Below are 20,660 nucleotides of genomic sequence, written 5' to 3'. Positions count from 1 at the left end.
TGCCCATGTCCAAAGCAGCACTATCCATCTACATGGACGATCACTACGCCATGCTCTCCGGCGAGTTGGAACTAGTCCATCGCGTCAAGAAAGAGAACCCAAAAGGCGAACTCGAGAAGTTTCTCGTCGACTATGAGCACGAACTGCAGTCGCAGCGAAATCTCCTCGAGGCGCTGCTGGCCTCTCAGGGTCATAGTCCCAGCATGGCGAAGCAAGCGCTGACATGGGTAGCCGAGAAGATCGGTCGTCTTAAGCCTAACGACGGCGGAAGCAGCTATACCGACCTGGCTCGGCTGTTGGAACTGGAAATATTGCTCGCGACCGCTCAGGCCCGGCTGCTCATGTGGCGAACGCTCAACCGTGTGTTTACCGACCGGGATGCGGATATGGAGAAGCTCAAACAGGCCAGGAAAGCTTCTGACGAACTCGTGAAGTCACTCAAACCGCTGCATCGCGAAGCAGAGCAGCGTGCGTTCCCAAAAACGGACTCGTAAACTCTAGAGCTGGTTTTAGAACCGTTTTCGAGTGCGAGATTGTTTGGCCGAATGCCTGATGCAAGGAGGCCGAAGCAGGCGAATCCACGAGATTCGTCGATGCAGGCCGACGAAGCAGCAGCGAGATCACAATCGCAGCCGAAATAAGGTTATGAAACGGGCTCCAGTATCTTTCCGAAAAGCACCAATTATCTTGTTCGCACAGGGCGATTAACTTTCAACGACGCTCGGCATATTGGTTCCAGGCCACCTCGAACTGGGCGTCGTCGACGACGGGCACGTTGAGTTTTCCTAAAACGTCCAAGCTCAGCTGATCGCTGCATGCAGCTTCGCCCTGATCGCGCATCATGGCTTGAGCCGACCCGAGTCGGGTGTAATTATCGATGCTGACGTTGATCAACTTGATGAAGGAACGAGGAGGACTCGCCTCCTCTTTTTTTTGCTCCGTAGCGAATCAGAAAGACCGCATCGGCGAACAACAGCAGCGCCCGGCTGGGTGATTGATTGGCATCGGCACTATGAAAGTACTGCAGAATCGGATATTCCAAATGCTTGCGGGCGTGCCGTCAATCGACTTCCGAGAATCGCCTGTCGATCACGGCCCACAGGCGTTTCGAAGTCTAGTTACAAAATCGATTCTACCCTTGTTTTTCCGCAGTTTTTCAGCCTGACAACAAAACTTGCGCGCGCACTATCCTAACGCACCATCAGGCTGGTATACCTATATCTCACGCGGGGACGCTTCCCCGAAAACGTAACTCTGACGGCCGAATCATGGGCCACCATTTCTACCAAACGCGGCTGCGTTTGTCTTGCTGGTGAGCCTCACGTTCCCTGTTCTGTCACTTCCCCAAATGCAGGGCAGGGGACTTTCTCGGCGGCGTCTTCTTCTTTCCCGAACCACTCGATTTTAGGAGCGAGTCATGGCGCATTTAGCCCAACATGTCGAAGCAATTCGAGAGTCCTACCACAAGGCGATTTCCGACGGCGAATTCACGGCCGTCGAAGGGATGATCCTCGTCGGCAAAATCGGTCAGGCCGTCGAGCACCTGGCCGAAACGTTCGTCGGCGACGACCAGCACTTTGAAATGGAACTGGCCGCAGGCCGCGCGGCCTACGCGCAGTACATCGCCCCGATCGATATCCCCAACGTCCCCAACTTCCTCGAAGGTTGGCTCGACCAAGGAATCCTCGGCGGCCTTGAAGAAGGCGCACGCGCGCTTCGCCAGCGAGCCATCGCCAACAACCCACACCTGGCACCGGAGGCTTAGTCGTGGATTATCAATCCATCATCACCCTTGGCGGCCTTGGCACGTGTAGCGTGCTGCTGCTGGCCGCCAACTGGTCGACGGTGAAGAGTTGGCTACCGCGCGTGTCGCTATTGGCTTCGCGCGCTTCCGCCGACGACGATCCGGCTGCGCTGATCGAAGCGTACCACGTTGCCCGCGACGCGTGCGGCGACAACGCTCAGCTCGCCGAACTTACCAACGAGGTTTTTAAGGATCTCATCTGTCAAAAGGTACTGCGATGCGCGAAGTAATCAACCGCGTGGTGCCGCTGGTGATGGTCGCGCTGATCGTGTGGCACGTCGCCACACGCGGCTTTCCCGCGTTCGACTTGAACGTGTTCGGCCCCGTCGACGGCCCCCGAGCGGTGGTCACTATCACTGAAAGCAGCACGGCCACGCCCCAGCGCGATGCGCTGCTTGCCCAACTGCAAAATGATACCGATTGGGGCACGTCGATCTATCGCGCCTACGAAGCCAACCACGCCGCGGCTGCCACGTTCACCGAAGCTTACCCAGGCGACGGCTTGCACATCGGCACGCTCACCGGCGACGGCAAGCTAGGCGAGATCCTATTCAGCGGCCCACTTCCCCCAACCAAACAGGAAGTCCTTCAACAGTGGAACAAGCACGGCGGCAAGTAACATGAACGTGAAATTCCTCAACCAACCAGGCCGCGGCGATGCGATGGTGCGTGGCAACACGTTTGGCTCGACCTTCGAGCTCTTCGCCAACGAGCAAAACGTCATCCCCCGCAGCCAGTGGGACCAACTACTGGCCGAGCACGACTACGCACTGGCCGAGCGCTACGTGGCCCGCATCAAGCGGCAAACGATCGGTTCGTGCGCATCGCATTCGTCAACCAGCTGTTTGGAGTACCTGCGCAACAAAGCGGTCGGGGCAGGCAACTGTGTACTCCTTTCACCGCTGAGCGTGTTCAAGTTCGTGGGCTCGCGTAGTGGCGGCTCGACGTTGGACGCGAACATGCGGCAGATCAGCCAGGTAGGCGTTCTTCCCCTGGATACCCCAGAGAACCGCGCGGCGTACGGCGATCATGTCTGGCCCGAGAACCAATGGAGCGGCACGTTGCCCAGCGGCTGGGAAGAAACGGCCGCCAGGTTTCGCTTCACTGAATGGAACGAGATCGGTTCATTCGACGAACTTTTCTCGGCACTGCTGCAGTGGAAACCGGTCTATTACGGCCGGGCAGGGCACGCGATCTATGCCGTGCGTCCCATGAAACGAAACGGCCAGTACGTCTTGAAGTATGCCAACAGCTGGGGCACCTGGGGAGACGACGGCTACGGCTACGACACCGAGCGTTACGTCAGCGGCTCGATTCGCTCGTACGGCTGCTACGCCCCGCGCGCGAGTCTACTTCTACCCGAAGACGCGCTTGTTTGAAGCGTAAAACAATCTCATACAAGGATAACCAACGCATGCATCGCATCGCTTTCAATACGTTACTACTGACGTGCATTCTCTCGGGAAGCACCTGGCTCTGCGTCAACCGGACCGATGCCAATCGACCAATCCCATTGCCGGAAACAAACGCACCCGTTTCCATACCGGCTAAACGGCAACCGATCATTTACTTCTTCACGCGTTCCGACTGCGTCTACTGTCGGCCGATGCGCCAGCTAGCCAATCAACTGCATCGGGAAGGGCACACGGTCTACGTGGTGGATGAGTCACGACAAGATCTCGTCCGCCAGTACGGCGTAACAGCCTACCCGACGTTTCTCGTCGTGAACGATCGCACCATCGTTCGCCGCGTGATTGGCTTAACGACGAAGGAGCGTGTCCTTGGCCAGCGATAACACCATGCACAAAACCAGGCATTGGCACACGTTTTCAACCGGTGCCAAATCGCACATCGCCCGGCGCTACTGGCAGTACCGCGCGGACTTTCGCGACCAGGTCGTCAAGGCGGCTCTCAAACATTGGCCCGAAACATTCGCGTCGACCCGGCAGACGGAAATCGTGGAACACATCTTTCGCGATGCCAACTTTCGCAGCGAACTGCGCCTCGGTCCCATTACCTGGTGGCTACTGGGCCTGGCGATCAAGGCGATCCTCAGCGCGCTGGTCGACTACTGGTTTCAAACCGCCAAATCGACCTTGCCTAACCCATTCAAGCGACCCACGGAACCAAGCTCATGAGTATCCAATCCCTCGGCGATCATCTCGCAGGCTACCTGGTAACCACGCTCGTTTACCTGGTGACTCCGATCTTCTCGGCGGCTCTGGCCGTCTTGGCCGTTACCGACAACACCGTGCTGGGAACATTGATCTCGTCGCTCGGTTCCAGCGGCTTGATGGCGTGGCTGATCTACTATTACGTTAAAGTCGAACGTCCTCGGCTCGATAAGCGGCAAGACGTCAAAGACCTCGCGACCCAGCAACACTACGAAGGCATCATCGACCGCATTGAAGCCAACGACAAGGAAAAGAACGACAAGCTCTGCCGTTCACTCAACGAGGTCTCCCTCGCATTGAAGACGCAAGGCCAACAGTTCCAAGAACTGTCCTCCGCCTGCCAACAGCGTACGCCGCGTAGCTAAGAGGATCTTAGCCACAGAGCGCACCGAGGGAAGAGGAAGACACCTGGGCAAAACATAGAATGGCTACCTTCGTCTTTGGCAGATTGCCATCTTGAATCAGCACCGACCCTATTTTTTCTCGGTGCTCTCTGTGTCCTTTGTGACAAATTCCTTTCCCATCCGCGAAACCCGCGGTCCAACGTTACCTCCTGAGGGGCTGCGCCATGATTTGTATCACGAAACCAACTTCACCAAAAAACACGATGCCCAGCTACCAGATTCCTCAAAAGGCTTACGACATGGCGATCAATGTCCCGACGGAAATCGCCAACGATGATGATATCGATCCGAAAGTTCGACTCATGGCCGTCAAGGAAATCCGCGCAACCATCGACCATTCCCACGAGATTGAGCTGATCAACCTCCAACGCAAGGCCCTGGAAAACAGTGGCAAAACCTCCCCGGTGATTGTCGTCGAAGACGAAGCTTTCTTTGAAAACGATGCCCATGCCCAAGCTGACCGAGCGAATGAAGAAGATTCAGGACAACGCCATCCGGGACCGGGAGATCCGTCTGCCTAAACCGCTGCCCCATCAGCGGCAGCTGTTGCTCGATCCGCATCGCCACAAAACGGCCGTCTGCGGACGCCGCTGGGGGAAGACCGGCGCGGGGCTGCCGGCCTGTGTCCGGGGGCACGGCCATCCCCACCCCAAGCACCCACAGCACCTTAAAGGAGCACTCAACGGAGGCAACATCTGGTGGGTCGCCCCGACGTTTGTCATCACGCAGAAGATCGAACGCGACCTGGTCAAGTGCTTCCAGAACTCCGGCTTCGATTACTACAAAACCGATCGCCGCATTGAACTGTGCACCGGTGGCAGCATCACGTTGAAAACGGCCGCCTCGCCGGCCAGCCTGCGCGGCGACGGACTCGACGGCATCGTCTATGACGAAGCCGCGTTCGGCACGGAAAGCTCCTGGAAGGAAGCCCTCCGTCCAGCGATCGCCGACAAAAAAGGTTGGTCACTCTTTCTCACTTCTCCCAACGGACCGAACTGGGTAAAAGACCGCTTCGACCTGGCGCTGGCCGACCCGGCCAACTATCGCTCGTGGCAGTGTCCCTCGTCGCAAAATCCATTGATGACGCCCGAGGAGATGGAAGCCACGCGGCTCGACATCGGCGACCGGGCCTACCAGCAGGAAATCCTCGCGCAGTTCCTTGATACCGAAGGGGCGGAGTTCGCCGGGTATTACTTCCAGATGCCAGGCTTCTGGTTTGATGAGTGGCCGGCCGAAGACGAAATGCTCCTCCGCGTGCTGGCCCTCGATCCCTCGAAGGGAAAGAGCGATAAGTCGGACTACACCGCGCTTGTCGATTGCCGCCTGACCCGCACGGGACATGTCTTTGTCGACGCATGGCTCGAACGTCTCGACCTCAGCCGGATTGCCCAGCGCACGGTCGAAGTCGCGGCCGCCGCCGGGCCGCAAGGGCTGGTGATTGAATCGAACCAGTTTCAAGAGCTGCTCGTGATCATGATTCAGCCGCTGGCCCGCGCACGTGGGATCGACCTGAGGATCTATCCGTGTAACAACGCGGAAAACAAAACGGCTCGCATTCGCAGCGGTCTGACGCCGTACCTATCGCGCGGCGAACTTCACTTCCGAAACCACAGCCGCGGCGCCAAATTGCTGGTCCAGCAGTTGCAACAGTTCCCATGTGGCCAGCACGACGACGGCCCGGACGCTTTAGAACTTGGCTTGCGGCTACTGTCTCACATCGTCAACGGAGGAGGTCCCACGCTTTGAATACACGCACACTCGAACACGCCAAAGTCATGCGCATCGAGCGGCTGCTCCGCGAAGGCTTTTCGATGCGGAAAGTTGCCCGGGTCGTGGGAGCCAGCTTCAATACAATCGCGCGTTACAAACGTTTGCTGCTCGACGAAGAAAAGCACTAGCTCCCCGTCAGCGTCCACGCGGCCCAGTAGAATGGGTGCGCCGTGCCGTAACGTTCGCGACGGCTTTCGATTCGTTTCAGCTGGGCGCTGCGGAGGGCTTCCGCTTTGCTCTTTCCCTCGGCCAGGCCGGCGAAGAAATCGTTCATGATGATCGCCGAGTCGCGGTCGGGGACGCTCCATAAGGTCGAGACAACCCCCTGGGCGCCGGCTAGTTGAAACGCCTGGCGAAGGCCGGCGACCCCTTCGCCGTTACGCACGTCACCAACCCCCGTTTCACAGGCACTCAGCACGACGAGCTCGGTGCCACGCAGATCCATACCGACGATCTCCATCCCGGTAAGCACGCCATCGTCCGCACCGGCGGCCGGTTGATTGCAGCCGGCAAACAGCATCCCGCAGCGGAGCAGGGGGTTCTCGACCGGTTTGCCATCGACCGTTAACAGCGCGGAAGAACGCGAACCATCGGCCAGCATCGCTTGGCGATCGTCCGGTTTCACCTGTTGATCAGGCAAGAAGAAACCATGCGTGCTGAGGACCAGCATGCGCGGCCGTTCGACCCGCTTCACGACGGTTTCCAGGGCGTACTGTCCGAGGTACGAAACCGGTTCGTGCGCCGTGATCGTTTCGAGACTCGGCGAGATGAGTGCGGCTTCGACGCGCGTGTTGGGAAGTGGACGCACCTTTCCAAGAGCCGTCTGCGAAACCACTCCGCGATGGGCATCCCAGTCGAAAGATTCATCACGAAAGAGCGCCTCAACCGCGTCACGTGTCTTATCCGGTGCCAGATCGAACGTAGGATCGGCGAATACAATTGGCTTGGATTGGCTATACTCCGTAGGGCCTTGCACCAACTCACGACCACTGACAACGAATCGCAGTGAATAGTCTTCAATAAGAAAACGATCGTCCTCAGTGGGCAGTGCGTTCCAAGGCAATAACCACAATGCTCCGTCGGGGCTCAGGATGATCCCTTGGGTGTGGGCAGATAGCTTCTCCGCGATCGGCTTCCAGATTTGCTGAGCTATTCGATCAAGCATTTCTGTCAGTTGTTGCTCATTATCAGAACGGTTAACCAGGCTGCGAAGCTGTTCGACCTGCGAGTCAATTTCGACGGCCGGTCCAAGATCGACTAGTTGAACCTCTCCTTCGCCAGACGCCGGGATTAGCCACGCAAGATATCGTTCTACACTCCACCGAGACTCGTCTCGAATTGCTTTAAAGTCGAGGATGGGTATTCTGGCAATGTTGACAAACGTTTGTCCTTTCGGTAAATCGTTGCGGACGTGTTCTAATTCAACCCACTCGGTCGTTCTCATCGAGCCGCCAACGATCTGAGCAACCTGTTGACTTAGCTCGCGTTCGCTCCGAGTAAGAGTGGCCATTGCCCTATGGCGAGCGTCATCTTGATTCAAGCTAGGAGTCGCCATCGTGAGCGTTGCCAGTTCTCGACGCGTCTTGCTAAGCTTCTCAACGGCATTTTTTACCCTCGGATCGTTCGAGTCTCGCTCTAGCAGTTGACGAGCTGCGATTGAATCCGTCGAAAGCCCCTTCCCATTGATTAGCCAGCCTGCTGAGTATTCTACCGCCAACGGTTCATTTCGGTTGACATAGCCCAAAGACAGCGCGCCATGAAATTCGCCGGTCTGCGTGAATATAAACTTCGATTGTGACTCCGAACCTAACGAGGCAAGAACCCCCGTAACAAACTTCAACGAGTCATGCCGTGCTTTGTCTACCGTCGTCAAGGCTTCTTGCCATTCACCTTGGGCCTGTAGCACCATACTCAAGTTGCTTCGCAACGAAGAAGTGTATGGGTGCCCTGTCCCATAAGCATTTTCATGAATTTTCAAAGCTTCGTCATAGTAGGGACGTGCAGCGTCACAATCACCGTACTTGTATATCAGAGCACCTAAATTGCAAAGGGTTGGTGCCGTTGCAAAATGGCCTTCACCGAGCACCTTCTTCTGAATTCTCAAGGCCTGTTCAAGATAGAGCCTCGCGGCAACATACTCACCTTGATGGCTGTAAACAGTGCCGATATTGCTGAACAATACGGCAACGGCAGGGTGCTCGTTTCCCAAGGCCGACAATTGAATTTTCAACACCTTTTCGTAGAAGGACAGTGCGGATGCAAAGTCCCCTTCAGTCTCGCTCAAAAAACCAAGATTATGGAGCGACTCTGCCGTCAAGGTGTGCTGTTCACCGTATACCGATGTCCGAATTGCCAGCGCTTCCTCCAAATGGAGGCGAGCGGCGTCATAATCGCCATGACTAATCCCAAGCATTCCCAAGCTATTGAGCGATAGCGCGACGTCAGGGTGATTTCGCCCGAGTACTTTTTCTCGAATCTCAAGGGCTTTCTTATGAAATGACAATGCGGTGGCAAAGTCGCCGTGGCTGCTATGAAATGCACCTAGTCCATGAAGAGAAAACGCCGTATCAGGATGGTTTTCACCAAGCGACTTTCTTCTTATCGCCAAAGCTCTTACGAGACAATCGCGAGCAGCCGAAAACTCGCCCAGATCGTGATACACAGTGCCCAGATTATTGAGTGATAAAGCCGTATTCGGATGTTCCTCGCCATGAACCTTGATACGTATCTCTAAAGCTTGCTCGAAATAACCCCGAGCAGTCTGCAAGTCCCCCATTAAGCTATGCAGATTGCCAAGATTGTTAATCGAAAATACCGTCTCAGCATGTTCTTCACCTAATATTCTTGACTTAATTGACAATGCTTTTTCATAACAGCGTTCCGCAGCCGCGAAGTCACGCTGAGTGCTATACAAGGTACCCAAGTCGTTCAGCGTAGACGCTGTGACGAGATGTTCTTCACCAAACACTTCACTTTGAATCTTCAATGCTCGCTGATAATACCCTAATGCTTCCTCGTATTTCCCCTGATCTTGGTGAACAGAACCGAGATTTCTTAATGACTTCGCGGTCTCAGCGTGGTTCTCACCCCAAAGCTTTTCACGTATTTTCAATGCCCGCTGATGATATTGCAGTGCTTCCTCGTATTTCCCCTGTTCTTGCAGAGTTATACCAAGATTACTTATCGACATCGCGGTCTCGGCGTGATTCTCGCCAAGGACTTTTTCACGAATTTCCAACGCTTGCTCATGATACATTCGCGAGGCGGCATAATCTCCCTGAGCACTAAGCAGCACTCCTAACTTGCTCAGAAGTGCTATCGTGTCCGGGTGTTCTTCTCCGAGCACTTTTTTTCGTATCTGGAGCGCCCTTTCATAGTTGGATCGGGCGGCCGGCAGGTTGCCTTGCCTCTTGAAACAAAGTCCTAACTGATCCAGGGTTTCCGCGGTATCCGCATGATTGTCTCCATGAACTTTTTCCCGGATTCTGAGTGCCTTCTCGAAGTGAAATTGTGCGGCGGAAAGCTCACCGACGTCCTTTAGCAAACGGCCTAATGAGTTGTGAGACCTGGCCACAACGACATGATCTTCGCCCAGCACATCTCCCATAATGCTTAGGCCTTCTTCCGCATAGCAACGCGCCTCCAGATAGTCGCCTTGACGGTAGGAGATTGCACCTAGAAGGCTGTATGACTTGGCGGTTTCGAGATCTTTTTCGCCAAGTACCGTTTTTCGGATAGCCAATGCCTCCTGCGCAAGCTTACTCGCTTCCTGCAATTCTCCCGCCGAAATCAACTCTTTAACGCGACTATCTAGTCTCGCGGCCCCTTCAAGGTGATGTTCGTCACTACTCTTTTCTTCTTTCGAAGCGTTAGGGGCCTGGGCCACCACCGATGCCTGAAATGACGCCAAGAAGACCACCAAGCAAGTCAAAGTTAATCCACGCACACGAAAATCCTTAATTCTAAGCTACGTGTTCTTATTGCCAGGGTTCTACTAACAAGATGAAAGCGAATCCCGATCATATAACGAACCAATCGAAAACATCTTCCATAAATTCTTCGAAAGCGTGAATTTCGACATCAGAAACTGTGCAAATCGACCTAAATGACGTTCCTTAACCATACTGGTGGCAAACCAATGTCATGGTCAACTGCGGCCAAATGCATACTATTTGCCTGGAACCTGCTTTCACACGATTATCTGTCTTTTCTCTTCACTGTCACTATTTCCTAAATTTTTTCCAGCGCGCACTATCTCACTGAAGCGCTTTGGTGGGAAATTGCTCGCATGACACACGCAAGCAATCATTCAACCGACTACGTGCACGAGGCCAATCAGCTTCGGGCACGTCTGGAGACGCATTTTTTGCGTCAGGAATTAGCGCTGGTCGAGAACGCTTCGCAGTCTCCGCCGCGCGTCATCCAGGAATCGTTTCCTGACCCTGCACCGGTGCGGCAAGGGTTTGCCGAGCTTCCCTTCGGAAGCGCCGGCCCGGTGATGCCGGACATTGCGTCCGACCGCGCCGATGGCGATTTGCGGCCGGTCTTTGGTACCGAGTGGCAACTGGCCGAACTGCGTGGGGCGGCTCGCTGGCTGGCCCACAGTTCGTATGGCACCGGCATTGTCGACGGGCTGACCAGCTACATCGTGCGGACCGGTTTCGACTACCAGACCACGGCCATTCGCGGCCAGAACACGCCGCGGCAATTGGTGGCCGAGGTGCAACGGATCGTCCGCGCCCTGCTGGACGACAACCAGTGGCAGCTCGATTTCGAGCAGCAACTGTGCGCGGCTCAGCATGTCGACGGCGAGATCATTCTGGCACTCGAAGAAGACGCCGGCCAGGTGCGCGTCCGCCGGGCCGAACCGGCCTGGCTCACCGAACCGGCCGACAAAGCATACCTCGAGCGCCGTATCGAAGCCGCCTCGCCACTCAACTGGAAGTACGGCATCGCGACCGACATGCATGACGCAACACGCGTGCGTGGCTACTTCATTCAGTGGAATGCAGACTCGAATGCGTGGCGGTTCTACTCGTCGGGCCGGGTAGTGCATATCAAAAGCAACACCCCGCGGCACGTGAAGCGAGGGCTGACCGACTTTTACCCGGTCGTGTCTGAACTGGCCGATGCCGTCGCGCTCAACCACCGCATGAGCAAAGGAGCCGCGATCCAGGCCTCGATCGCCATGATCATCGAAGCCGCACACGGCTCCGGCGTTGGCCTGGGCATTGGAGATCCGACGCACATTGGCGCAAGTTTGGCACGCCCCAACGGCAGCGGTCAGCAGCTTTCTGCCAGCGGCCGCTATGCCAGCGAACGCCGCAGCGATTGGCACGAAGGGATGGTGATCGACACCAAGGGCAAAAAGTTCCAGGCCGGGCCGATGGGTGGTGCTCAGTCGGATGGCTTCGTCAAAGTGCTGCAAGCCGGGCTTCGCTCGGTGGGAGTTCGCTGGAACATGCCGGAGCATTTGATTTCGGGCGACGCGTCGAACAACAACTACGCGTCGATCCTCGAAGCAGGCAGTCCGTTCGTGTGCCGCATAGAAGCCGAACAGGAAAAGCTGTGCAAAGCGTACGAGCGGATGCTGTGGAGCGTGCTGCGAATCCACTTCGAGACGGGCCGCTTGAACCTGCGTCGATACGGCCTGACGTGGAGTGACCTGCGCAGGTGCGTGAACCTGATCGTCACCGGCACCAGCCCCGTGATCGGCCAGCGCCGCGATTCGTTTGAGGTCGACGCCCAACTCTATGACCGAGGACTCATGTCCGCCGACACGCTCGCCGCGAAGTACGACCTTGATCCCGAAGAGGAACGCGAGAAACGGGAGCGAGCACATCCTGTCCCCTCGCCCCTCGGGGGAGAGAGTTAGGGTGAGGGGCCACGACCAGGTGCGAATCGCCAGGTCAGCATAGGTTCCCAACCGACAGAAAAACGCAAACCCAGACGCGAAACCACACGTCTTACGAAATCCCTCACCCTAGCCCTCTCCCTTCGAGGGAGAGGGGACAGGATTTGGGTTCTCTTCCTGTGAGGGAGAGGGCAACCAACACACATTCATATTCCATACGAAGGAGTTCACACCGCATGAATCATGCGACCACCACCAAGCCGCCGGTGCTTCACGTTGATACTGAAAGAGGCATCATTCACGACGTGAAGATCTGCGGCAATCGATCGAAGAACGGGCGAGTCTATCCGCCGGAAGTCCTGGCCGAGGCCGCTTCGCTGTACGAAGGGGTCACCGTCTATTTGAACCACGGACTCGTCCCTGGCGACGAGCGTGAGATCGACGTTCACTTCGGCAACCTGCAAAACGTTCGCACGCAGAACGGCGAGTTGTTCGCCGACCTGCACTACGTCACCACGCATCCCTTGGCGGCTTCGATCGTCGAGCGTGCCCAGAAGTTCCCCCGCAACTTCGGCCTCTCGCACGATGCTGAAGTCGAAGCGGTGCCAAGTGGCGATGGGCAGCAAGTGCAGCGGATCACAGCGGTCAACAGCGTCGACCTGGTCACGCGACCAGCGACGAGCGACGGACTGTTCGAACAGCAGCAGCTCGGTTCCCCCAAGCGAAAACAGACCTATCGTCACATGCTGAGCGAGTTGCCACTGGCGCACTTCCCCGGCAAGTTTCGCGTGCTGGAAGCCGCCGAATGTGCCGGCGATCCGCTGCTGGATCAACAGGTCGAAATAGCCGAAGAAGCCACCGCGGACGAAGCTTCACTGAAGGATGCTCTGCGACAAATGGTGCTCGCCGCGATGGACGACCCGGAGCTTGATCTGCGAGCGGGCCTGGCCGAATTGGAACGCATCGTCAAACAGCAGCAGCAACTGCTCGACCTCCCTCAGGAAGAGTCGCAAGGGGTCGACCTGGAAGACGAAGTCGTGTCCGAATCGTGGAACAGACACAGCCGCTCGATGCACGATCAACTGATCGACTCGGTCTGCCAAGAACTGCACATCACGCCCAACGATTCCCTTCGTCGTATGCTTCGTCCCTTGAAGCGGCGCGAAGCGATGCTTGAGTACCTCGACGGAGGCGAAGTCACCGGCGTGCTCGAAAGCAGCACCCACCCCATCCACGCCGCCGTGTGCGACGAAGTGGACGAGTACGAACCGCCCCAGGACGACCGCGACTTCCTGGCCCGGCTGAAATTGCCAAGCTAACCATTTCCTGTCCCCTCTCCACCGTCCTCGGGGGAGAGGGGACAGGACTTGGGGTCTCCCTTCGGGGGCTGGATTCAACTAACACAATTACCTTCACACGAAACGAGAAACCCATGACCAAGTACACAACTCCCGCTAACTCCGCGATGAACTCCTGGCGTCACGTTGCCGAGTTCTTCACGCACTTTGTTGGTCTGCCCAACGAACTGGACGTGACCAAAACCAACGCCAGCGGCGCGCTGACCATCGCCGATGCGGCGGGTGGCGGCTACGGCCGGTTGACCACCGGAGCCACCACGCCGGCCGATAACAACGGCGTGTTCCTCGCCACGCAAGGCGAAATCTTCAAGTTCGACGCCCGGCATGGCTTCGTCCTACGATCGCAGCTCAAGTTCACGCCCACCGGCGGCAACACCGACAACGTGTTGGCGATCGGCGTGCAGAACGCTCCGACCGAAGACAACTTCCTGGCCGATGACGGTGCCGGACCGCGTGCCGACTACTGGGGCGCCAGCATCTACAAGGTCGACGGCGGAACGACCTGGATCTGTGAAGTCTCGGCCGGTACGACGCAGCAGGCGCTCGATACCGAGATTACCGTCGACGGCAGCGAAACCACCTTCGAGATCGAGTACATCCCCGCCGAAGGAGACGCCAGCTACGGCCAGGTCGTCTTCCGCATCCATGGCGAAATTGTTCGTCGGCCTGACACGTTTGCCCGCGAGCCGTTCACTCCGGAAGTCAGCCTGGCTGGGGCCACCGAAATGAAAGGTTTGGTCGGTCACAAGACAGGCGCGGCCTCCGAGCTGATCGTCGACATCAACGCCTTGGGCTGGGCAATCAGCCTATCGAACTAACGGATTCACGCACCATCACATCCTCGTCCCCTCTCCACCCTCTTCGGGGGAGAGGGGCAGGAGATTCGTGAACCACGAACCTATTCAAACAATTCACCACAACACGTTTAGAAAGAAAACACATGCTATCACTCAACGGACTTTTAAACTGGCAGACCTTCGGCCGCGAGTACGCCGCTGCCGAGCGCGACCGCAGGCGGAACGCGCGGCGACAAGGCGTCCACGAATCCCACACAACCAACCGTGCCGAACGCGACCTCTGCACGGCGATCATCAAGGGGGAGGTCACCGAGTCGCAGTATTCGATTCGCCGCGCCTTCTGTGCGTTGGTATCCAATGGACACGAGATCGTCCATAGTTGGGACGGCTCGATGCCCGGACGTCCAACCGGCGTAAACCTGGTTCGCGAAAGCATCAACACCAGCGCGTTCGCTAACATCAACCAGACCTTCATGCACAAGAAGCTGATGGATCACTTCACGCGGCCAGAGATGATCGCGCGGCACCTGGTGACCATCGAGCCGACCGGCGACAAGTGGGAACGCCTGCCAGGCGTCGGCCAGTTGGGTGACGGTGCTCAGCAAGTTCACGAAGGGGACAGCTACCCCCGCGTGAGCTTGAGTGAAGACTGGATCGAAACGCAACCGACCGAGAAGCGCGGCTTCATCGTTGAGGTCACCAAAGAGGCGATCTACTTCGACAAGACCGGCGAAGTCCTACGCATGGCCGACCACGGCAGCGAGTGGCTGGCGGTCAACTGGGAGAAACGCATTCTCGATACGGTCTTCGGCCTGGTCGATCGCTATCACCGCAAGGGACGCGGCATTCAAGCGACCTACGGCAACAACAGCGGCGATCACAACTGGAACAATCTGCAGGTCAACCCGCTAGTCGATTACGAGTCGATCGAGGCCGCCGATCTGTTGTTCGAGGACATGGTCGATCCCGACACGGGTGAACCGATCATCGTCGGCACGCGGCAACTGGTCGTGCCAGGGGCGCTGTATCACACGGCGTTGTCGATCGTCAACGCGACTCAGGTGCAGCAGCACAGCCAGCCAATCACCGACGTTGGCTACCAGGCCAGCCGCAGCTACGACAACCCATACCGCGGCATGCTCGCGCCGATCACCAGCCCGTACGTGAGGGCCCGCACGTCATCCAGCAGCAGTTGGTTCTACGGCGACTTCCAGAAAGCGTTCAAGTACATGCAGAACTGGGCCCCCGAAACGGTCACCGCTCCGGCTGGCAACGAAGATGACTTCGAGCGTGACGTCGCCTTCAAAGCCAAGAGCAGCGAAATGGGCCAGGTCGCCGTCGTCGAGCCCCGCTGCGTGCAGAAGAACACGGCTGCGTAATCGCCCTAACGAAACGTGTACCACCCATTCCTAGTTCCCTCTCCACCGTCCTCGGGGGAGAGGGGACAACAGTTTTGATTACTCCGTATCAACGCAAGATATCACCATGACCCAAAACGAAATCCAAGATACGAATGACAATGACCTCGAAGTTCTGTACGCCGAGCTTACGGCCCGCGAAGCCGAGATCATGCAGCGTGAAAAGGCGCTGCAAGAAAAGGAAGCCGCATTACTGGCTTTCCCAGCGCCGACCATGCCTGCAATCGGACTGAACGAAACCGACCTCGATCTTTCCACAGCGCCAGAAGAAGCCAAGCGCGGCATCGATCCCCAAGCCAGTCCAGCCCAACGCAAGGCCTACGGCAAGTGGCTCCGCGAAAGCCATCCTGGCCGCACGCCGCTGAAGAGCTTTCACGTCACGCTGAAAAAGAAGAACACGGACGAGCGGACATTCACCCTGGCGGCCGTGGACGAATCGGACGCCCGCCGGCAAGCTTACCAACAAGCAGGCATCGCGCAGCGAACCGAAGGTTACAACGCGCTCGTTCAACGAGCCTAATCATTTCTGGTCCCCTCGCCCCTTTGGCGAGAAGGGACCAGAGTTGAATGCTCTCCCTTCGAAGCATAGCTGACAAGATTTGCTTACACACAAAGGAACTCTTATGACTAAATCGCAACAGGAAGTCATTGCCGACCTGCTCGCGCGGCGCGATGCCGTGCTGGCTCAGTTGGCCGGGCTGAGTTCAACCAGCGTTGGGGCATTACCCAACACAACCGGCACCGGTGACCATGTCGACCACACCGGTTTGCGGCAAAGTCTTTACCGCGAGTTGGCCGAGATCGATCAGTTGCTTGAGCGAATCGCCGGCCCGCACGAAGCCATTTCGCGGGGGAGACTCACATGACCCTCGTGCAAATGTATGAACTCTACAAGAACGGCTACGCCGCGCATGCCGACATCGGCGAAGTAACCTATCAGGACTCAACTGAGACGATCGCCAACGTAAAAGCGCGCAAGTGCGCGCCGCGCGACGACGAACTTGCCAGCGTCGGCGCGCACGTCGGCCTGCAAACTACGCTGGCCACGTTCGTGCTGTGGGACGTTTCGCTCGACGATACTGAGCCCAAACCAGGTGGCAAGATCACCTGGCCAGGCAGCGGCACTTGGACGATCGTTAGCCTCCGGCGAGAACACTTCGACACCCAGTGGCGCTGCCTGTGCCGCCAAGACAAATAAGGAGCCCACATGCCAGCCACTTGGGAAACCCTTTGGGACGCCGTGGTCAGCCAGATCGATGGATTAGAGCTGGATGGCCTGAGCGCTGCCAACATCCGCCAGCAGCCGCTTGCCTTCAATCCGGCCGACAACGAACTGACCGCCGGGGCGATCGTTTGCCCGGTCACCGAGACCGAAGGAAACAACGGCACCAATCAAAGCAGCGACATCGGCTACGGCTTTCAAGTCACGCTGCTGAAGGTCAGCAATTCGGCGCTCAACAAAACGGCACAGCAGACGCTGCTGCCGTGGCGAGAAGCGATTCGCCAGCACTTTCATCATCAATCCCCAATGACCGCGCACGGCTGCTACCTGTGCACGGTCGAACCCGCTCCGGTCGTCTTGCCGGATGCCTGGAAACATCAACTCGACGCCTCGGCCCTGATTGTTCGGTGCTGGGTTTTGGAATAAGGAAGCAAGCACATGCAAGCGATGGGACATGCCACTCAGCTAGGTCTGGGACCGCAACATGCAACCAGCCTCGCCACGCGGCAATTTGAATTTCAATCGTGCACACTCAACCGCCATCAGAACCTCATCCGCGCCAGTGGCATCCGCGGGCAGCGCGCGCCGTTGGGTGACTACACGCAGCAGGGAACCTCCTCGGTCAGCGGCAGCATTCTTCTTTTGCCACGCCCCGACGATCTCGACTTCCTTTTGCCGTACATCCTGGGCGGAGCGGAAGCGGCCGACGTGTTCGACCTGGCCGAGTCGCTTCCAGAGCTGCTTGCCACGGTCGACAAAGACGTGCTCGTCGAGACGTACCGAGGGCTCAAAGTCGCCCAGGCCGTCTTTCGCAGCAAGCAGGGCCAGCCCCTTACCTTGGAACTGCAGCTCGAAGGGAAAACGAAAGACAGTTCAGCCGCCGCCGGGACGTTTCCTTCGATCGGCACCACCCTCTCGGAGAAGCTGCCCTACGTGCACCATCACGCGACTTGGACGTTCGATGAAACGGATATCGAAATCAACGACCTGGTGCTGACGATCGATAACGGCCTGGAACTCGACCACTACAACAACAGCCAATCGCGAACGCGTATTCCCGAAGGGGAACAAACGATCACGCTGGCCTTCACTACGCCGCACAACGCCGACTTCGATGATCACCTCCGCGAGATCGCCGCCGCTGGGGTGAGCGCCGCGGAGCTTGTTTTCGACAACGGTACCGACAGCCTGACGATCGACTTTGGCCTGCTGCTCAAGCCAGAAACCCCGGTCGATATTCGCGGCAAAAAATCGATCCGCCCGCAAGTGACGCTGCAAGCGTACGGGGACAAGGCGAATGCCCGCCCAATGATCAAGTTCACCAACACGAACGCGTAATCTTGTCCCCTCTCCCCGGCAGACGGTCGAGAGGGGACCAAGGCTATCACATAACCAAAGTCGAACCCATGAACCACCTCCTTTTCAACGACGACGGCTACACGCACGAGGCCTGTATCACTGCGGAACCTGGTATTCACGACGCGTTGACATTCACCTACCGGCCCATGACCCAGGAGGAGTGTGACCTGGTCTCCCAGGCAATCGCTCGACAGACCAGCGGTGCATCAGCAACCCGACTGCTTGCTCAGACCATCGCCGTGCACGTGACTTCGTGGAGCATGCCACGCGAGATCTCTACAGACGAGATCAAGCAGCTTGTACCGAGCCTGTTCGACAAGTTGTACGCCACGATCGCCGGCAAACGTCCTTCCGATCCGCTACCCGATACGGGCCAAGTGCCGGAAGCATACCGCGAAGGGGTCGACCTCACCAATCTGATCGAAGGCGTAGCACTTCTGCTGCTGCACCCAGGCCCCGCTTCGATTGACTGCGACCAATGCGCCGCGTGGATCTACGATCTCGAAACCGGTCAACGGCAAACCGTCCGCACCGGACCCGACCGACGTGAAGTCCCCCAGCCACGACCGGCCGGCGTACCCACCCCGTGCGCTTCGTGCCCCAAACAGAATCCCACCAACGCGCGGAGACTTAAGCTGTCTACCAAGAACCGGCAGACTTACGAACTATGGCGACGTGCCAAAGCGACACACTTCCACTGCGTCCCGAATCACCTAAAGCGCGACCCGATCGTGGCCCGCAATTTCGCCCACCTGGATGACGTTGCCAAGCAGGTCCAGCGGTTGCAGCGATCCACGGCAGGAGAACCATCATGACCAATCCCGACCAGCAGCGTCTGAAAGAGTTGCAAGCATTAACCCAAACGTCGCACCAGCCTACGCCGCTGATCAACCAAGTGCTAAGCAGCACGCAAGGGCGTTTCACACCGGATCACGCAGTTGACGAACCTAGCGACGATTTCTCTAGCGTCTTGCCAGAAAGTGATCAACCGACGATGCAACAAGAAGTCAGCGCGATGCCTAGGAATCGAACAGGCACCAGGCTACTGCCGACTTTCCCGACGGTATCGCCACCGAGTAGTAAGCAATCAGATGAAATTGCGAGTCGAGTGCAGCAGTCAGTCAGCACCACCCTACAACTTCGCGACCAGCGCGAGTTCAAGCTCACCCTCGAAGAAGACACTTCACGCGATGATGCCCTAGTAGAGCGCCTGGCCGAGCAAACGGTTTCGATCGTTCAGCAGCGCGACGAAATGCTCTACCAACGCGTGATGCAAGCGATCGAGCAGCGTTTGGCGCAGGGGAGACACTTTTTCACCTAAGCAGGAGTGATGCCGCAGGCAATCAGTCTTCCTGCAAAGTCTTGATCCAAAGAGCCTTTTCAGCGTCGCTCATTTTAGAACCGTCTTGGTTGCCACGCTGCTTATTCGATGACGAATTGATGTTGGCTAGTATCACCCAGAAAACCATCACTACAAAGAACACAGTCATTGCAATACCGAAGAGCAGTGCATTACTACTTGCCTTCTTAGACGACTCCAATTCACGGTGCGACTGCTGATGATAGTGCTCGTAAAGCTCCGACTTGGCTTGTTTGATTTCATCGGGCGGAATGATTCTTACGTCGAACATTGAGGGATCAAATCGCTCGATCACCTCCTCCTCCGACGACGCTTCGACATCGATGTGCTGAACGATGCCCGTCGCGCGGCCAATGATACGCACGAAATATTTCACCACAACCCTCTCACCCAAGGTAAGACGATGTACTTAAGAAAAGGGGAGTATACGCACCCCATTGGCGAGCCGCAAATTGCCATCAGCAAGCGGCCCATTTTCAGTGGCGGCGGCGTGCCGGTCGCGCACGCGGTGACGTGGGCGATTCAAGGGATGCTATTGGGGAGCGGCCAGGCCGATTTGGATGCCCAGATCGAAGCGTTGACGGCCGCCTACGCGCGGCAGAACGAAGACGTCGTGCTGCTGCTTTCCGACGGCGTGACCGAGTCGCAGCATACGCTCAAAGTGCGTGATACTCGCGGCGGAGTTTACGTGACCGGGGGACCTGACTTCCCGAAAGGAGATGGGGCTGAATACGCCACGCGGCGCTCGTTCGCCGTGCAGATCTCGGCGGAAGTACCGGTGGAAGGAGCCCTCGCCGCGGTGATGAACTTTGCCGAAACGCTCAGCACCTCTGGCGGCGGTCCTCGCTACACCCACGTCGAAACGGCCCTGGGCTTTCCGATCAAACAGAAGTTACGTCAGGCAACTACCTACATGGCCACGCAGTCAGGCACAGCCACCGGCTACGCAATGTACCCCAGCGTACCGCCACCACTGTTTGGTGAATGGAACCTGGCCCAGGCTCCACGCATCACCCGCCGTTCTCCCCAGTGGATCGGCAACAGCACCCGCAACTTCACCGTCAGCTGGCAGTACCAATTCGAATCAGCCGGCCCACTTCTGGGCCTACCGCACGTTGCCCCGTGATCACTCCCTTCTTC

At 57.4% G+C, this 20,660-nt stretch carries 26 protein-coding genes; 23 read left to right on the top strand and 3 right to left on the bottom strand.

What is annotated here, in order from left to right:
* The first annotated feature begins 5 nt into the window (after window positions 1-5).
* A complete protein-coding gene (locus tag Pan97_RS12050; protein WP_144972849.1) occupies window positions 6-494 on the top strand; it encodes a hypothetical protein in 489 nt (162 codons plus the stop codon).
* 217 nt (window positions 495-711) lie between these two features.
* Here Pan97_RS12050 and Pan97_RS27025 read toward each other — a convergent pair whose 3' ends face one another.
* Window positions 712-843: a hypothetical protein gene (locus tag Pan97_RS27025; protein ID WP_261342374.1), complete on the bottom strand. Its 132-nt coding sequence runs from the start codon at window positions 841-843 to the stop codon at window positions 712-714.
* Between the two features lie 574 nt (window positions 844-1,417).
* Between Pan97_RS27025 and Pan97_RS12045 the strand changes: the two genes are divergently transcribed.
* From Pan97_RS12045 to Pan97_RS26250, 10 genes are all read left to right on the top strand, one after another.
* Window positions 1,418-1,765, top strand: coding sequence for a hypothetical protein (locus Pan97_RS12045; RefSeq protein ID WP_144972847.1), 348 nt, complete (start codon window positions 1,418-1,420; stop codon window positions 1,763-1,765).
* A 2-nt stretch (window positions 1,766-1,767) separates the two neighbouring features.
* Window positions 1,768-2,034, top strand: a complete 267-nt coding sequence (locus tag Pan97_RS12040; RefSeq protein WP_144972845.1) for a hypothetical protein — start codon at window positions 1,768-1,770, stop codon at window positions 2,032-2,034.
* Window positions 2,022-2,423, top strand: a complete 402-nt coding sequence (locus tag Pan97_RS12035) for a hypothetical protein (protein WP_144972843.1) — start codon at window positions 2,022-2,024, stop codon at window positions 2,421-2,423. The genes Pan97_RS12040 and Pan97_RS12035 overlap by 13 nt, the downstream gene beginning before the upstream one ends.
* A 1-nt stretch (window position 2,424) precedes the next feature.
* Window positions 2,425-3,183: a C1 family peptidase gene (locus tag Pan97_RS26260; protein ID WP_165698720.1), complete on the top strand. Its 759-nt coding sequence runs from the start codon at window positions 2,425-2,427 to the stop codon at window positions 3,181-3,183.
* A 35-nt stretch (window positions 3,184-3,218) separates the two neighbouring features.
* Window positions 3,219-3,599: a thioredoxin family protein gene (locus Pan97_RS26255; protein ID WP_165698719.1), complete on the top strand. Its 381-nt coding sequence runs from the start codon at window positions 3,219-3,221 to the stop codon at window positions 3,597-3,599.
* A complete protein-coding gene (locus Pan97_RS12025) occupies window positions 3,586-3,942 on the top strand; it encodes a hypothetical protein (RefSeq protein WP_144972838.1) in 357 nt (118 codons plus the stop codon). The genes Pan97_RS26255 and Pan97_RS12025 overlap by 14 nt, the downstream gene beginning before the upstream one ends.
* Window positions 3,939-4,343 carry a hypothetical protein gene (locus tag Pan97_RS12020; protein ID WP_144972836.1) on the top strand — a complete coding sequence of 135 codons (405 nt, stop codon included), beginning with the start codon at window positions 3,939-3,941 and terminating at the stop codon, window positions 4,341-4,343. The genes Pan97_RS12025 and Pan97_RS12020 overlap by 4 nt, the downstream gene beginning before the upstream one ends.
* 203 nt (window positions 4,344-4,546) lie before the next feature.
* Window positions 4,547-4,903: a hypothetical protein gene (locus tag Pan97_RS12015; protein ID WP_144972834.1), complete on the top strand. Its 357-nt coding sequence runs from the start codon at window positions 4,547-4,549 to the stop codon at window positions 4,901-4,903.
* Window positions 4,830-6,128: a terminase large subunit domain-containing protein gene (locus Pan97_RS12010; protein WP_165698718.1), complete on the top strand. Its 1,299-nt coding sequence runs from the start codon at window positions 4,830-4,832 to the stop codon at window positions 6,126-6,128. Before Pan97_RS12015 ends, Pan97_RS12010 begins: the two co-directional genes overlap by 74 nt.
* Window positions 6,125-6,280: a helix-turn-helix domain-containing protein gene (locus tag Pan97_RS26250; RefSeq protein WP_165698717.1), complete on the top strand. Its 156-nt coding sequence runs from the start codon at window positions 6,125-6,127 to the stop codon at window positions 6,278-6,280. Before Pan97_RS12010 ends, Pan97_RS26250 begins: the two co-directional genes overlap by 4 nt.
* Here the strand turns inward: Pan97_RS26250 and Pan97_RS12000 are convergent.
* Entirely contained in the window at window positions 6,277-10,098 is a 3,822-nt protein-coding gene (locus Pan97_RS12000) for a CHAT domain-containing tetratricopeptide repeat protein (RefSeq protein WP_144972828.1), read from the bottom strand. The genes Pan97_RS26250 and Pan97_RS12000 overlap by 4 nt on opposite strands.
* Before the next feature lie 342 nt (window positions 10,099-10,440).
* Here Pan97_RS12000 and Pan97_RS11995 point away from each other — a divergent pair, with 342 nt between their 5' ends.
* The 11 genes from Pan97_RS11995 to Pan97_RS11945 all read left to right on the top strand — a co-directional run bounded on the left by Pan97_RS11995 (window position 10,441) and on the right by Pan97_RS11945 (window position 19,481).
* A complete protein-coding gene (locus Pan97_RS11995; protein ID WP_144972826.1) occupies window positions 10,441-12,027 on the top strand; it encodes a phage portal protein in 1,587 nt (528 codons plus the stop codon).
* 215 nt (window positions 12,028-12,242) lie between these two features.
* Window positions 12,243-13,325 carry a hypothetical protein gene (locus Pan97_RS11990; RefSeq protein WP_144972824.1) on the top strand — a complete coding sequence of 361 codons (1,083 nt, stop codon included), beginning with the start codon at window positions 12,243-12,245 and terminating at the stop codon, window positions 13,323-13,325.
* A gap of 113 nt (window positions 13,326-13,438) precedes the next feature.
* Entirely contained in the window at window positions 13,439-14,182 is a 744-nt protein-coding gene (locus Pan97_RS11985) for a hypothetical protein (protein ID WP_144972822.1), read from the top strand.
* 122 nt (window positions 14,183-14,304) lie between these two features.
* Window positions 14,305-15,540 (top strand): phage major capsid protein, encoded by a 1,236-nt coding sequence (locus Pan97_RS11980; RefSeq protein ID WP_144972820.1) that lies wholly within the window; start codon window positions 14,305-14,307, stop codon window positions 15,538-15,540.
* 106 nt (window positions 15,541-15,646) lie between these two features.
* On the top strand, window positions 15,647-16,099 hold the full coding sequence (locus Pan97_RS11975; RefSeq protein WP_144972818.1) for a hypothetical protein: 453 nt from the start codon (window positions 15,647-15,649) through the stop codon (window positions 16,097-16,099).
* A 103-nt stretch (window positions 16,100-16,202) separates the two neighbouring features.
* The gene (locus Pan97_RS11970; protein ID WP_144972816.1) at window positions 16,203-16,445 is read left to right on the top strand and encodes a hypothetical protein; all 243 of its coding nucleotides are present in this window, start codon (window positions 16,203-16,205) and stop codon (window positions 16,443-16,445) included.
* Complete coding sequence (locus Pan97_RS11965; protein ID WP_144972814.1) at window positions 16,442-16,777, top strand: hypothetical protein; 336 nt, start codon at window positions 16,442-16,444, stop codon at window positions 16,775-16,777. The genes Pan97_RS11970 and Pan97_RS11965 overlap by 4 nt, the downstream gene beginning before the upstream one ends.
* 9 nt (window positions 16,778-16,786) lie before the next feature.
* Complete coding sequence (locus Pan97_RS11960; protein WP_144972812.1) at window positions 16,787-17,227, top strand: hypothetical protein; 441 nt, start codon at window positions 16,787-16,789, stop codon at window positions 17,225-17,227.
* A gap of 12 nt (window positions 17,228-17,239) precedes the next feature.
* Entirely contained in the window at window positions 17,240-18,139 is a 900-nt protein-coding gene (locus Pan97_RS11955) for a phage tail tube protein (protein WP_144972810.1), read from the top strand.
* 68 nt (window positions 18,140-18,207) lie between these two features.
* On the top strand, window positions 18,208-18,975 hold the full coding sequence (locus tag Pan97_RS11950) for a hypothetical protein (RefSeq protein WP_144972808.1): 768 nt from the start codon (window positions 18,208-18,210) through the stop codon (window positions 18,973-18,975).
* Entirely contained in the window at window positions 18,972-19,481 is a 510-nt protein-coding gene (locus tag Pan97_RS11945) for a hypothetical protein (protein ID WP_144972806.1), read from the top strand. Before Pan97_RS11950 ends, Pan97_RS11945 begins: the two co-directional genes overlap by 4 nt.
* Before the next feature lie 22 nt (window positions 19,482-19,503).
* Here Pan97_RS11945 and Pan97_RS11940 read toward each other — a convergent pair whose 3' ends face one another.
* Window positions 19,504-19,884 carry a hypothetical protein gene (locus tag Pan97_RS11940; protein WP_144972804.1) on the bottom strand — a complete coding sequence of 127 codons (381 nt, stop codon included), beginning with the start codon at window positions 19,882-19,884 and terminating at the stop codon, window positions 19,504-19,506.
* 39 nt (window positions 19,885-19,923) lie between these two features.
* Between Pan97_RS11940 and Pan97_RS11935 the strand changes: the two genes are divergently transcribed.
* On the top strand, window positions 19,924-20,646 hold the full coding sequence (locus tag Pan97_RS11935; protein ID WP_144972802.1) for a hypothetical protein: 723 nt from the start codon (window positions 19,924-19,926) through the stop codon (window positions 20,644-20,646).
* The last annotated feature ends 14 nt before the right edge of the window (window positions 20,647-20,660 follow it).

Source organism: Bremerella volcania (assembly GCF_007748115.1).
In the GTDB taxonomy this organism is placed as follows: domain Bacteria; phylum Planctomycetota; class Planctomycetia; order Pirellulales; family Pirellulaceae; genus Bremerella; species Bremerella volcania.
The sequence above is the reverse complement of the archived record's forward strand: the minus strand, read 5'-3'. Positions and strand labels throughout refer to the sequence as shown.

Coding starts and splice junctions, on each gene's coding strand:
- Pan97_RS12050 (WP_144972849.1), top strand. CDS start 6: ATGTCCAAAGCAGCACTATCCATCTACATGGACGATCACTACGCCATG.
- Pan97_RS27025 (WP_261342374.1), bottom strand. CDS start 843: ATGATGCGCGATCAGGGCGAAGCTGCATGCAGCGATCAGCTGAGCTTG.
- Pan97_RS12045 (WP_144972847.1), top strand. CDS start 1,418: ATGGCGCATTTAGCCCAACATGTCGAAGCAATTCGAGAGTCCTACCAC.
- Pan97_RS12035 (WP_144972843.1), top strand. CDS start 2,022: ATGCGCGAAGTAATCAACCGCGTGGTGCCGCTGGTGATGGTCGCGCTG.
- Pan97_RS26260 (WP_165698720.1), top strand. CDS start 2,425: ATGAACGTGAAATTCCTCAACCAACCAGGCCGCGGCGATGCGATGGTG.
- Pan97_RS26255 (WP_165698719.1), top strand. CDS start 3,219: ATGCATCGCATCGCTTTCAATACGTTACTACTGACGTGCATTCTCTCG.
- Pan97_RS12020 (WP_144972836.1), top strand. CDS start 3,939: ATGAGTATCCAATCCCTCGGCGATCATCTCGCAGGCTACCTGGTAACC.
- Pan97_RS12015 (WP_144972834.1), top strand. CDS start 4,547: ATGATTTGTATCACGAAACCAACTTCACCAAAAAACACGATGCCCAGC.
- Pan97_RS12010 (WP_165698718.1), top strand. CDS start 4,830: ATGCCCAAGCTGACCGAGCGAATGAAGAAGATTCAGGACAACGCCATC.
- Pan97_RS11995 (WP_144972826.1), top strand. CDS start 10,441: ATGACACACGCAAGCAATCATTCAACCGACTACGTGCACGAGGCCAAT.
- Pan97_RS11990 (WP_144972824.1), top strand. CDS start 12,243: ATGAATCATGCGACCACCACCAAGCCGCCGGTGCTTCACGTTGATACT.
- Pan97_RS11985 (WP_144972822.1), top strand. CDS start 13,439: ATGACCAAGTACACAACTCCCGCTAACTCCGCGATGAACTCCTGGCGT.
- Pan97_RS11980 (WP_144972820.1), top strand. CDS start 14,305: ATGCTATCACTCAACGGACTTTTAAACTGGCAGACCTTCGGCCGCGAG.
- Pan97_RS11975 (WP_144972818.1), top strand. CDS start 15,647: ATGACCCAAAACGAAATCCAAGATACGAATGACAATGACCTCGAAGTT.
- Pan97_RS11970 (WP_144972816.1), top strand. CDS start 16,203: ATGACTAAATCGCAACAGGAAGTCATTGCCGACCTGCTCGCGCGGCGC.
- Pan97_RS11965 (WP_144972814.1), top strand. CDS start 16,442: ATGACCCTCGTGCAAATGTATGAACTCTACAAGAACGGCTACGCCGCG.
- Pan97_RS11960 (WP_144972812.1), top strand. CDS start 16,787: ATGCCAGCCACTTGGGAAACCCTTTGGGACGCCGTGGTCAGCCAGATC.
- Pan97_RS11955 (WP_144972810.1), top strand. CDS start 17,240: ATGCAAGCGATGGGACATGCCACTCAGCTAGGTCTGGGACCGCAACAT.
- Pan97_RS11950 (WP_144972808.1), top strand. CDS start 18,208: ATGAACCACCTCCTTTTCAACGACGACGGCTACACGCACGAGGCCTGT.
- Pan97_RS11945 (WP_144972806.1), top strand. CDS start 18,972: ATGACCAATCCCGACCAGCAGCGTCTGAAAGAGTTGCAAGCATTAACC.
- Pan97_RS11935 (WP_144972802.1), top strand. CDS start 19,924: ATGTACTTAAGAAAAGGGGAGTATACGCACCCCATTGGCGAGCCGCAA.